The organism is Massilia consociata (assembly GCF_042432755.1).
Classification (GTDB): domain Bacteria; phylum Pseudomonadota; class Gammaproteobacteria; order Burkholderiales; family Burkholderiaceae_D; genus Telluria; species Telluria consociata.
In genome coordinates, this window is sequence record NZ_JBHLWP010000013.1 from 151,094 (window position 1) to 163,523 (window position 12,430).

Consider the following 12,430-nt stretch of genomic DNA (forward strand, 5'->3'; position numbering starts at 1 on the left):
ACGCATCGCCAGGGCGCCGTAGCCAAACGCCGGGTATTGTAACAAAATAAACGCGTGCCCCGGCCGCCGGGCGCACGCGCGTCATGTTGCAAAGCGCCGCCGATGCCGTGCTTACTTGAAGTCGGCTTCCAGGAAGCCGGTCTTCTTGACGATGCGGTCGAGCTCGACCAGCGTGGTCAGCAGCTCCTTCATGCGGCCAAGCGGCACCGCGTTCGGGCCGTCCGACAGCGCATTGGCCGGGTCCGGGTGGGTTTCCATGAACAGGCCGGCGATGCCGGCCGCCACGGCCGCGCGCGACAGCACCGGCACGTGCTCGCGCTGGCCGCCGGACGAGGTGCCCTGGCCACCCGGCAGCTGCACCGAGTGGGTCGCGTCGAACACCACCGGGCAGTTCGATTCGCGCATGATGGCCAGACTCCGCATGTCCGAGACCAGGTTGTTGTAGCCGAACGAGACGCCGCGCTCGCACGCCATGAAGTTATCTTCCGGCAGGCCCGCTTCGCGCGCGGCGGCGCGCGCCTTGTCGATCACGTTCTTCATGTCGCCAGGCGCCAGGAACTGGCCCTTCTTGATGTTGACCGGCTTGCCCGAACGCGCGCAGGCGTTGATGAAGTCGGTCTGGCGGCAGAGGAAAGCGGGCGTCTGCAGCACGTCGACCACGCTCGCCACCTGCGGGATCATCTCTTCGTCGTGCACGTCGGTGAGCACGGGCACGCCGATTTCCTTGCGCACGTCGGCCAGGATCTCCAGGCCCTTGTCCATGCCCGGACCGCGGAACGACTTGCCGGACGAGCGGTTGGCCTTGTCGAAGGACGACTTGTAGATGAACGGAATGCCCAGTGCCGAGGTGATTTCCTTCAGCGTGCCGGCGGTGTCGAGCGCCATCTGGCGCGATTCGATCACGCAGGTGCCGGCGATCAGGAAGATCGGCTTGTCGAGGCCGACATCGAATCCTGCGAGTTTCATGCTGCATCTCCTTGCAGCGTCGAACCATTGTTCGCCGCCGCGTTGGTATTGGCTGCCTGGTGCGCCAGCGCAGCCTTGATGAACGACGTGAACAGCGGATGGCCGTTACGCGGGGTCGATTTGAACTCCGGGTGGAACTGCACGCCCACATACCACGGGTGCGCGTTGTCGCCGCTGCGCGGCAGTTCCATGATTTCCAGCAGGTCTTCGTTCGGAGTGCGCGCCGCAACCACCAGGCCAGCCGCTTCGATCTTCGGCAGGTAGTAGTTATTGCCTTCGTAGCGATGGCGGTGGCGCTCGGTCACGACATTGCCGTAGATCTCGGCGGCCAGCGTACCCGGCTTCACCGCGCAGGTCTGGGCGCCCAGGCGCATCGTGCCGCCCAGGTCGGAATTGACGTCGCGGCGCTCGACCTTGCCGTCGTGGTTCTGCCACTCGGTGATCAGGGCGACCACCGGCTGGTCGGTTTCCGGATCGAACTCGGTCGAGTTCGCGTTCGCCAGGCCGGCCACATGGCGGGCGTATTCGATCAGCGCGACCTGCATGCCCAGGCAGATGCCCAGGTACGGGATCTTGTTCTCGCGGGCGTAGCGGGCGGCCTGGATCTTGCCTTCCACGCCACGCTTGCCGAAGCCGCCCGGCACCAGGATGGCGTCGTACTTGGCCAGGTGGTCGCAGCCACGGCTTTCGATCTCTTCCGAGTCGAGGTATTCGATGTTGACGCGGCTTTCGGTGTGGATGCCCGCGTGGCGCAGCGCCTCGGTCAGGGACTTGTACGATTCGATCAGGTCGACGTACTTGCCCACCATGCCAATGGTGACTTCGTGCTGCGGGTTTTCGAGGGTGTGGATCAGGCGGGTCCACATCGACAGGTCTGCTTTCGGCGCTTCCAGGCCGAGCGCCTCGAGGATGATGTCGTCCAGGCCCTGGTCGCACAGCACCTGCGGCACCTTGTAGATGGTGTCCACGTCCCACACCGAGATCACGGCCTGCTCTTCCACGTTGGCGAACAGCGAGATCTTGGCGCGCTCGTCGTCCGGGATGCGGCGGTCGGCGCGGCACAGCAACGCGTTCGGCGAAATGCCGATCTCGCGCAGCTTCTGCACGCTGTGCTGGGTCGGCTTGGTCTTGAGCTCGCCGGCCGAGGCGATGTACGGCACCAGGGTCAGGTGGACGAAAGCGGCACCCTTGCGGCCCGAACGCAGCGACAGCTGGCGCGCGGCTTCCAGGAACGGCAGCGACTCGATGTCGCCCACGGTGCCGCCGATCTCGACCAGCGCCACGTCGACGCCTTCGGCGCCGCGGCGGATGTAGTCCTGGATCTCGTTGGTGATGTGCGGGATGACCTGCACGGTCTTGCCGAGGTACTCGCCGCGGCGCTCTTTGCGGATCACCGACTCGTAGATCTGGCCCGTGGTGAAGTTGTTCACCTTCTTCATGCGGGTGCTGATGAAGCGCTCGTAATGGCCCAGGTCCAGGTCGGTCTCGGCGCCGTCGTCGGTGACGAACACTTCGCCGTGCTGGGTCGGGCTCATCGTGCCGGGGTCGACGTTGATGTACGGGTCGAGCTTGAGCAGGGTGACTTTGAGGCCGCGCGATTCGAGGATCGCAGCGAGGGAAGCGGCCGCGATCCCCTTGCCCAGGGAAGACACGACGCCGCCAGTGACGAATACGAATTTGGTCATTTGTACTGAAGGTGCCGAATGGCACGCGCGGGAAATAGAAATTATACCTTAAACCGCGCAAAGTCTTCGGCCCGCCGGGCCGGCTTCCCCTCAAAACTGCCCGTCATCAGGAAAAATACGACAGCCTGCCGGGCCGCCGGCGTGCCCGTCCGTGCCGAGAATATGCCTGGCAAATTGACGAGCCGAGAGGGGGCGGACCTATACTGGATCTTTTTGCGGCACTGCCATGCACACCCTTTCCGACCCACCCGCCGCTCTTTCAGCCGATCCTTCAGCCGATCCTTCGATCGCGCCTTCGGGCGGCCCCACAGCGCCCCCTGCGACCCAGCCGCGCACGCTCACGCCGGCCTTCACCGGCGACGGCCGCGAGTATTTCCGCATCTGGATCGTCAACCTGGTGCTGACGCTCGCCACGCTCGGCATCTACTCGGCCTGGGCGAAGGTGCGCCGCCTGCAGTATTTCGACCGCAATACGGTGCTGGCGGGCGCCACCTTCGACTTCCACGGCAACCCGCGCGCGGTGCTGGCCGGGCGCCTGCTCTCGCTGGTGCTACTGGCCGGCTACCATTATGCATTCGGCTTCTCGACCGCATTCGGCCTGGCGGTCATCGCCGGCCTGCTCGTCGTGTTCCCCTACCTGATGCGCGGCGCGCTGCGCTTTCGTCTCGGCAACACCACCTACCGGGGCCTACCGCTGGGCTTCGACGGCTCGGTGGGGCATGCCTACCTGGCCTGGCTGCCGCCGGCCCTGACCTTCCTGCTGCCGGGTGTGCTGCTTGCGCTCTACCCCGGCAAACCGCAGCTGGCGGCCATGGTCTTGCCGCTTTACCTGGCCTGGCCCCTGATGCATGCGCGGATCCGGCGCTTCCAGCATGCGCACCTGCTGTTCGGCGACCAGCCTTCCCGCTACGCAGTGCGCGCAGCCAGCTTCTACAAGCCCTACCTGATGGCCGGCCTGCTCGGCATCGGCGGCGTCGTGGCCGCGTTCGTGCTGGCCCTGGCCGGCGCCTTCGCTTCCGGCGGCTCGGGCGCGATGTGGCTCCCGCTCGCTACGGCGGTGATCGTGATGTATGTCATGTACCTGCTGGCCGGGCCCTACATGGTGGTGCGCATCGCCAACCTGGCCTGGTCGAACACAAGCTTCCCCGGCATCCGCATCCGCTCGACGCTGCCGGCAAAGGCCTTCATGGCGCTGCAGACCAGGAACGTGCTGCTCACCCTGCTGACCCTGGGCCTGTACCGGCCGTTCGCGGTGGTCAACGTGTACCGCTTCCGCCTGGCGCACGTGCACATCGAGGTGGACGGCGACATCGAAGCGACCGCCGCCGGCGTGGCGAAGCGGCGCGACGGGGCGGCCGGCGACGGCGCCGCAGACAGTTTCGGCATCGACCTGTCCTGGTAACACACCTGGTAGAACCATCATGATCTCAGCACACTATTTCGACGGCCATAGCGCCCGTCTCCACCACGTCGAACTGAGCGCCGCCAACGGCGCCATCCACCTGCGCGGCGACACCGAGCGCACCTATTCCATGGCCGGCACCCGCCTGGCCGAACCGTTCGCGCATGCGCCGACGGTCCTGTATTTCAACGACGGCACCCACGCCGAAGTGCCGGATGCGGCGATGCGCCCGCTGCTGCTCGATGCCCTCGGCTACCGCAAATCGCGGGTGGTGCGCTGGCAGGAGCACAGCGCCGCCGCACTGGTCGCGCTGGCGCTGCTGGTGACCCTGATCGCATCGGCCTGGTTCTGGGGCCTGCCAGCCGCCGCCGAGCGCCTGTCGCGCGCGATCCCGCCATCGGCCGACCATGCCTTGGGCCGGCACGCCCTCGCCGTGCTGCAGAAGCAGGGCATCCTGAATCCGTCGCGCCTGGGCGACGAGCGGCTCCATGTGCTGGAGGGCATGTTCCAGCGCATGAAGCCGGCCACGCCGCGCATCCCGCTGCGCCTGCTGGTGGCGAACGCGCCGCGACTGGGGCCGAACGCCCTGGCCTTCCCGGACGGCACCATCGTCGTCACCGACCAGCTGGTGGGCACGGCGATCGGCGAGAAGGGCGAGCTGGACGCCAGGGCAGCGGCGGCGCTGGCCGGTGTGCTGGCGCACGAGATCGGGCACATCGAGATGCGCCACAGCGTGCGCAGCATCACGCGCTCGTCCCTGACGGCGGCGCTGTCGGCCACCTTGTTCGGCGACTTCAGCGCGGTGGCCGCCGGCCTGCCTGCGCTGCTGGGCAACATGGAGTATTCGCGCGAGATGGAGCTGGCCGCCGACGAGCATGCCGCGGCCGCGCTGCGGCGCCACGGCATCTCGATCCTGCCGCTGGCCGACCTGTTCGACCAGCTCGACGAGAAGGCCGACAAGATGCCGAAGTTCCTGCGCCAGGTGATGTCGTACGCCTCGACCCACCCGGACGGCTACGCGCGCAGCCAGCGCCTGCGGGAAGCGGCGGCCGGACAGGAAAAATAAGCCTGGCACAGCGGCGGGGAAACGCCCGCGTGTCGGGCGTTTTTCTTGTTACGCTTCCAGCTCGAGTGTTGCTTTTCGGAATAAGTACTTCCCACAGCCCGAAAAATCATGCTTTGTGGCAATGTAGAATCCGGACTTTGAACGCAACATAGGTAATAGGTTTAAGGATGAAGGCATTAGCTAGCATGAACATCGGGACACGACTCGGCGCGGGATTCACGCTTGTGCTTGCGCTGACTGTCGTGATGGCTGTCGCCGGTATCTGGCGTCTGAATTCGATTGCCGATGCCACCAGCGCCATGATGGCCGTGCCGATGGCCAAGGAACGCATGATCAGCGAATGGCATACCCAGACTTTCGCGGCGGTCCGCCGCACAGCTGCGATTGTCAAAAGTAACGATCCGAGCCTGGTGGAGTTCTTCAAGGCGGACGGCGCCAAGACGTCCGGCCGCTCGACGGAGCTGATCAAGCAGATCGAGCCGCTGCTGGAAGGTCAGGACGAGCGCGTATTGTTCGATCGCATCGGCGAGCTGCGCAAGGCCTACACAAATGCCAAGGACAAGGCGGTCGCGGCGCGCGCCGGCGGCGATCCCGACCTTGCAGCCCGCATCCTGACCGAGGAATACCTACCTGCCGCCGATGCCTACGAAGGCGCCCTGGCCGACTTGGTCAAGCTGCAGCACAAGCACATCGACACCATCGCCGCCGGCATCAAGTCCGACAACAACGACGGTGCACGCATGCTCGGCATGCTGGCCCTGGTTGCGGTAGCGCTCGGCACGCTGTGCTCCTGGCTGCTCACACGCGGCATCGTGCGTCCGATCCGCGACGCAGTAGAGCTGGCCGAGACCGTCGCCAGCGGCGACCTGACCCGCCGCATCGACGCCACCACGAAGGATGAAACCGGCGCCCTGCTGGGCGCCCTGCGCCACATGAACGACAGCCTCGTCAAGATCGTCAGCGAAGTGCGCAGCGGCACCGGCACCATCGGCACCGCATCGGGCGAGATCGCCGCGGGCAGCATGGACCTGTCGAGCCGCACGGAACAACAGGCCGCCTCACTCGAGGAGACGGCCGCGTCGATGGAGGAACTGACCGGCACCGTGCGCCAGAACGCGGACAATGCGCGCCAGGCCAACCAGCTGGCCATCGACGCGTCGAGCGTGGCGGCCCAGGCGGGCAGCGTGGTGGACCAGGTGGTGACGACGATGGGCTCGATCAACGATTCGTCCAAGAAGATCGTCGACATCATCGGCGTCATCGACGGCATCGCTTTCCAGACCAACATCCTGGCGCTGAACGCCGCGGTGGAAGCGGCACGCGCCGGCGAACAGGGACGCGGCTTTGCCGTGGTCGCGAGCGAGGTGCGCAACCTGGCCCAGCGGTCGGCCGCCGCCGCCAAGGAAATCAAGTCCCTGATCGGCGACTCGGTCGAGAAGGTCGAAGCAGGCACCAGGCTGGTCGACCAGACCGGCGAAACCATGGAACAGGTGGTCACCTCGATCCGCCGCGTGACCGACATCATGGCCGAGATCTCGTCGGCCAGCCAGGAACAGATCCACGGTATCGACCAGGTCAACCGGGCGATCAGCCTGATGGACGAAGCGACGCAGCAGAACGCGGCGCTGGTCGAGGAATCGGCTGCCGCAGCGGGCTCGCTGCAGGACCAGGCCTCGCGCCTGGCGGGCATGGTCAATGTGTTCAAGCTCGCCGGCTCCAGCGGCGCCGCACCCGCCCTGGCTGCGCCTGCTCGCCCCCCTGTCACGGCAGCCAGGCGCGAGGTGCGCAGCGTCGCCGCGCAGGCCGGCCGCAAGCCCGCCATGCGTGTAACTGCGAACGCGGACGAGTGGGAAAGCTTCTGACCATGCACTGACGCGTCGCCAGCATCGACATAAAAAAACGGATCCGCGCCAAAACGTGGATCCGTTTTTTATTGGTCTGGCCGAGACTCCCGCCAGCGGCGGGAGTCGGCTGCAATCACTTCTGGCCCGGCTTGAGCAGGTCGAGCAGGATCGCCGTTTCCGCCGCGATGAACGAACGCACGGTCGGCTTGAAGTCCGGCGCCCACTGCGGCGAGTGGGTGCCCGGCGGGTACTTGCCGGCCGCGCGTGCCGCCGCCAGCTTGCCCGGCTCCACCGCGCCGACGTGCAGCAGGATCGACTTGATGCCGGCCTGGCCGAAGTTGGCGAAGTCTTCCGAGGTCATCTTGGCCGGCATCTCGACCACCTTGTCCTCGCCCAGGGCGCCCTTCATGGCGGTGACTGCGCGCGCGATCAGCTCCGGATCGTTGTAGACCGAGTCGGCGCCCGGCACGATCTCGACTTCCGGCTTCTTCGGCGCGCCGGCGGCCTGTGCTTCGCCCTCGACTTCACGCACGATGCTGGCCAGGACACGCTTGCGCACTTCCGGCTTGAAGGTGCGTACGGTCAGCTGCAGCTTGACCTGGTCCGGCACGATGTTGGCCTGGGTGCCGCCATGGATGCTGCCGACGGTGATGACCACCGGGTCGGCCGGGTTGTTCTCGCGCGAGATCAGGGTCTGCAGCGCCATCACGACGCGTGCCGACATGACGACCGGGTCGCGCGTTTCATGCGGCGTGGCGCCGTGGCCGCCCTGGCCGTGGATGGTGATGGTCACGGTATCGGCCGAAGCGCGGAAGTGGCCGGCGCGGTAGCCGACCTGGCCGGCCGGCAACGTGCCTTCGTCGTGCATCGACAGCGCGTAGTCGGGCTTCGGGAAGCGCTTGAGCAGGCCGTCCTTGATCATCGCCGCCGAACCCTTGAGCGGCTCCTCGGCCGGCTGGCCGACCAGCATCAGGGTGCCGCTCCACAGCTTGCGGTTCTCGGCCATCAGCCTGGCGGTGGCGTACCACGCCGCCATGTGCACGTCGTGGCCGCAGGCATGCATCACCGGTACCGTCTCGCCGGCCGCGTTCTTGGCGGTAGCAGTACTGGCGAACGGCAGGCCGGTCTTTTCCAGGACCGGCAGCGCGTCCAGTTCGGTGCGCAGCATCGCGACAGGGCCGGGGCCGTTGCGCAGGATCGCCACCACGCCGGTGCCGCCGACGCCGGTGGTCACTTCGAAGCCGAGCGCCTTGACGCGCTCGGCCAGCTTCTTCGCGGTCTGGTGCTCGGCAAACGCCAGTTCCGGGTTGCGGTGCAGGTCCTGGTACAGTGCCTCGATGATCGGATAGTCCTTGTCGAGCTGGGCGGCGACTTGCGGCGGCAGGGCCTGCGCGTGCGCCACGCCCGCGCTCAATGCGCCGGCAAGGATCAGGTGGTTCAGGAGTCGGATGGATGGTTTCATGGCTTCTTCGGAAGTGGTGCACCAGGGCGCAGGTAGTACCCAATCTAGTGCAGATCGTAGAGGGCCGCAAGCCTAGCAGAAGCATTTCCGTGCGGCAATATTTACCGGGCGAATTCCTGACTTAAAAGTCAGAAAGTGTCGTAAAAATTTCCCTAGGCCAATTTTTTCTTTCGCAGTGCAGCATCCACCCGTACAATTTCTCCTCATGTTGCCCCTATGCAGCGATCGTGCCCCATGTGTGCGCCGCCGCTCCGCGCAGCCGGCCGGCAACGGCCCCGCGTCCCTACCCCCACCGAACCAGAAGGAAAGCAGTAATGGGTTTCATCTCGAATATCAAGATCGGCAAACGCCTCGGCCTGGGGTTTGCCCTGATCCTGGCAATGACCGTGATCATCGCCAGTGCCGGTGTCTGGCGCCTGAGCGAAGTGGCCGGCGCCACGCGCGACATGATGGCGGCGCCCCTGACCAAGGAGCGCCTGATCACCGACTGGTACAGCCTGAACTTCGCCTCGATCCGCCGTACCGCCGCCATCGTCAAGAGCACCGACCCGGCACTCGGCCCCTATTTCAAGGAAGACGCCGCCGCCTCGGTGAAAAAGGCTGCCGAGCTGCTCAAGCAGATCGAGCCGCTGATCGCGGGCGAGCAGGAAAAGGCGCTGTTCGCGCAGATCCTCGAGCAGCGCAAGGCCTATAGCGCGTCGCGCGATGGTGCCGTCAAGGCCAAGGCGGACGGCGATGCCGAGGAAGCCGCGCGCATCCTGGAGCAGGAATTCACCCCGTCCGCCAACAAATACCAGGACCTGCTGCAAAGCCTGGTCGTCATGCAGCGCCACAGCATCGACGCCACGGCGAAGGCGATCGACGAGAGCGCCGTCCACAGTACCACCACCATCACCGTGCTGGCCGCCTGCGCGGTCGCGCTGGGCGCCATGCTGTCCTGGCTGCTCACCACCGGCATCACCCGTCCGATCCGCTCGGCGGTCGAGGTGGCGGAAACCGTCGCCGGCGGCGACCTGACCCGCCGCATCGACGCCGGCGGCAGCGACGAAACCGGCGCCCTGCTGCGCGCCCTGCGCCACATGAACGACAGCCTGGTCGCGATCGTCAGCCAGGTCCGCTCCGGCACCGACACCATCGCCACCGGCTCGGCCGAAATCTCGGCCGGTAACCTCGACCTGTCGGCGCGCACCGAGCAGCAGGCCAGCGCGCTGGAAGAAACCGCCGCGTCGATGGAAGAGCTGACGACGACCGTGCGCCAGAACGCGGACAATGCACGCCAGGCCAACCAGCTGGCCATCGACGCGTCGAGCGTGGCGGCGCAGGCGGGCAGCGTGGTGGACCAGGTGGTGGCGACGATGAGCTCGATCAACGACTCGTCCAAGAAGATCGTCGACATCATCGGCGTCATCGACGGCATCGCTTTCCAGACCAACATCCTGGCGCTGAACGCCGCGGTGGAAGCGGCACGCGCCGGCGAGCAGGGTCGTGGCTTCGCCGTGGTCGCGAGCGAGGTGCGCAACCTGGCCCAGCGGTCGGCCGCCGCCGCCAAGGAAATCAAGTCCCTGATCGGCGACTCGGTCGAGAAGGTCGAAGCAGGCACCAGGCTGGTCGACCAGACCGGCGAAACCATGGAACAGGTGGTCACCTCGATCCGCCGCGTGACCGACATCATGGCCGAGATCTCGTCGGCCAGCCAGGAACAGACCGGCGGCATCGAGCAGGTCAACGCCGCCATCGGCCAGATGGACCAGGTGACCCAGCAGAATGCCGCCCTGGTCGAGGAATCGGCCGCTGCCGCCACCTCGATGCAGGAACAGGCCGCCAAACTGGCGGAAGTGGTCGGCGTGTTCAAGCTCGACGCGCACTCGATGGCGGCCCCGGCCACCCGCGCTCCCCAGGCAGCCCCGCGCGCCCGTGTTGCGCTGGCAAAGCCGGCCACCCGCCCTGCCGCCAAACCGGCCGTGACGGCACCGGCCGACGCGGCCAAGCCGGCGGCGCGCGCCACGGCAGCGCAAGCGGAATGGGAAGAGTTCTGACCGTCTCCCCGTCACGACAAGCCGCCCGCTTCGCCGGGCGGTTTTTTTTTTGCGCCGCGCCATGCTTTGCCGCCCTGATTTGACGATTTTGCGCGACACTCCGGCACGCAAGGGCATTGTTTCCTTGACGCACTAAGGTCGCTCGGGCAGAGTTTCGCCTGTCCAGCCCCCGACCGCCATCCCTTTTCTCACCCAGAAGTACCATGCCCGCCGATTACCAGCACGCGCCCGCCGAAGCCGTCCAGGCCACCCAGCCCCCTTCCGCCTCCTTCGATGAACAGGTCGAGCAGGCCCGCAAGCTTGCCAACGACGGCCAGCCCGAACTCGCCCTGGCCGCCTACCATCTGCTGCTGGCGCGCTCGCCGGGCAACGTGGACGTGCTGCTGGGACGCGGCATCGTGCTGTCGCGCCTGGAACGCTGGGCCGAGGCCGAGGCCGACCTGGGGGCGGCCGCCAAGGCGGCGCCGGAGTATGCCGACGTCTGGTTCGCACTTGGCAATCTCTACCAGTGGCAGGACCAGCCGGCCAGGGCAGCCGAGGCCTATGGCCGCGCGGCCGCGCTGCGCCCGCAGGATGCCGCCGCCCGGCTGGCCCAGGCCCGCGCCCTGGGCGCCATGCAGCCCGCTCCCGTCACACCTGCCGCCCCTGCCAAGCCCGTCAATCCGGAAGCGGCGCTTGCCTCCGGCCATACCTGGGTGGCCGGCCTGCACGGCAACTGGCAGGACGTCGGCGCCGGGACGCGGTGGAACGACCAGACCCTGAGCGTGCGCCGCTACCTGCAGGGCGGCTCGATCGGCGTCGAGGCCCTGCGCGCCCACCGCTTCGACCAGGCTGGCCGCGCATGGGCGATCGATGCCTACGCGAGCCTGTGGAACGGCGCCTATGCCAACCTGCGCTACCAGCGCGCCCCGGGGGCACGCCTGTTCCCCGCCAACGCCGGCCGCGTCGAGCTGTACCAGTCGCTCGGCAATGGCTGGGAAGCCTCGCTCAGCAACGACGTGCTCGGCTTCGATACGCGCGTGAACATCTACGGCGTCGGCCTGGCCAGGTATACCGGCAACTTCTATGTCCAGCTGCGCCACCAGAACATCGTCTCCGGGGGCGCGCGCAGTTCGGGCGACCGCCTCCTGGGACGCTGGTACTACACGGGCGAGGCCGACAACCATGTCGAGATGACGGTCAACCGCGGCCGCAGCGACGACCTGCTGTCGCTCACCAGCGGCCGTGCGCGCTCGGGCGGCGGCAGCCTCGCCTGGGTGCATTACCTGTCGCGCGACTGGGGCGGCAAGATCGGCGCCAGCTATGCACGCACTGACGGCGGCGCCGGCGGCCGCGAGCGCGGCGTCTCGATCGGCCTCTATCGCCGCTGGTGAGCCGCGTGGACCGCGCCGATGCGGGCGCGGTTCCTGTTTTTTGTTAATTGCGTTGTAAGCACACGCCAAGCAGAGATAGAATAAAAGGCTTGCCGAATTGACCAAATCATATGTACGCCACTAGGATAGCTTACCGCTGCAATGGAAGCAGCCGCCCCCCGGTCGCGGAACCGGCATCGTCCCTTGCCCTGGGCGCCGGTGACGCGGTAGCCGGCTTGTTGCGCAAAGTCCTGGTGGTGGATGACGAAACCGACCTGGCCGACCTTGCGGCGGCGCTGCTGGAATCCCGCGGACTGGAGGTGGTGGTCGCGCATTCGGGCCAGGAAGCCATGGCGCTGCTGGCGAGCCAGGGCGACATCGACGCCGTGTTCTCCGACGTGGTCATGCCCGGGATGACCGGGCTGGAGCTGGCGGACGCGATCGGGGTCATGTACCCGCGCGTCAAGGTCGTGCTGGCGTCCGGCTTCACCCGTCCCGGCCAGTTGGCCGACCGCGAGCGGCCCTACCTGTTCACGACCAAGCCCTACAAGATCGACACGATCCTGGCGCTGCTGCGCAGCTGAGCATGCGCCGCGCGCTTGCGCACGGCATTGTTC

9 protein-coding genes are annotated in these 12,430 nt (G+C 66.9%); 6 read left to right on the forward strand and 3 right to left on the reverse strand.

From position 1 onward, the window contains the following. Positions 1–111: 111 nt before the first annotated feature. Positions 112–966, reverse strand: a complete 855-nt coding sequence (gene kdsA, locus ACFFJK_RS14060; protein ID WP_379679936.1) for a 3-deoxy-8-phosphooctulonate synthase — start codon at positions 964–966, stop codon at positions 112–114. Continuing rightward, positions 963–2,651, reverse strand: a complete 1,689-nt coding sequence (pyrG, locus tag ACFFJK_RS14065) for a CTP synthase (RefSeq protein ID WP_379679938.1) — start codon at positions 2,649–2,651, stop codon at positions 963–965. Before pyrG ends, kdsA begins: the two co-directional genes overlap by 4 nt. Before the next feature lie 226 nt (positions 2,652–2,877). On the opposite strand from pyrG, the gene ACFFJK_RS14070 reads away from it, so the two are divergent. From ACFFJK_RS14070 to ACFFJK_RS14080, 3 genes are all read left to right on the forward strand, one after another. Next, on the forward strand, positions 2,878–4,053 hold the full coding sequence (locus ACFFJK_RS14070; protein ID WP_379679939.1) for a YjgN family protein: 1,176 nt from the start codon (positions 2,878–2,880) through the stop codon (positions 4,051–4,053). A 19-nt stretch (positions 4,054–4,072) separates the two neighbouring features. Next, the gene (locus ACFFJK_RS14075; RefSeq protein WP_379679940.1) at positions 4,073–5,119 is read left to right on the forward strand and encodes a M48 family metallopeptidase; all 1,047 of its coding nucleotides are present in this window, start codon (positions 4,073–4,075) and stop codon (positions 5,117–5,119) included. A gap of 167 nt (positions 5,120–5,286) precedes the next feature. After that, positions 5,287–6,981: a methyl-accepting chemotaxis protein gene (locus ACFFJK_RS14080; protein ID WP_379679942.1), complete on the forward strand. Its 1,695-nt coding sequence runs from the start codon at positions 5,287–5,289 to the stop codon at positions 6,979–6,981. Between the two features lie 115 nt (positions 6,982–7,096). Here the strand turns inward: ACFFJK_RS14080 and ACFFJK_RS14085 are convergent, their stop codons facing one another. Continuing rightward, on the reverse strand, positions 7,097–8,425 hold the full coding sequence (locus tag ACFFJK_RS14085; RefSeq protein WP_379679943.1) for an amidohydrolase: 1,329 nt from the start codon (positions 8,423–8,425) through the stop codon (positions 7,097–7,099). A gap of 314 nt (positions 8,426–8,739) precedes the next feature. Here ACFFJK_RS14085 and ACFFJK_RS14090 point away from each other — a divergent pair, with 314 nt between their 5' ends. The 3 genes from ACFFJK_RS14090 to ACFFJK_RS14100 all read left to right on the forward strand — a co-directional run bounded on the left by ACFFJK_RS14090 (position 8,740) and on the right by ACFFJK_RS14100 (position 12,397). Next, positions 8,740–10,461: a methyl-accepting chemotaxis protein gene (locus tag ACFFJK_RS14090; RefSeq protein WP_379679944.1), complete on the forward strand. Its 1,722-nt coding sequence runs from the start codon at positions 8,740–8,742 to the stop codon at positions 10,459–10,461. Positions 10,462–10,664: 203 nt separating this feature from the next. Next, positions 10,665–11,834 carry a YaiO family outer membrane beta-barrel protein gene (locus tag ACFFJK_RS14095; protein ID WP_379679945.1) on the forward strand — a complete coding sequence of 390 codons (1,170 nt, stop codon included), beginning with the start codon at positions 10,665–10,667 and terminating at the stop codon, positions 11,832–11,834. Between the two features lie 215 nt (positions 11,835–12,049). After that, positions 12,050–12,397 carry a response regulator gene (locus tag ACFFJK_RS14100; protein WP_379679946.1) on the forward strand — a complete coding sequence of 116 codons (348 nt, stop codon included), beginning with the start codon at positions 12,050–12,052 and terminating at the stop codon, positions 12,395–12,397. Positions 12,398–12,430: the final 33 nt, after the last annotated feature.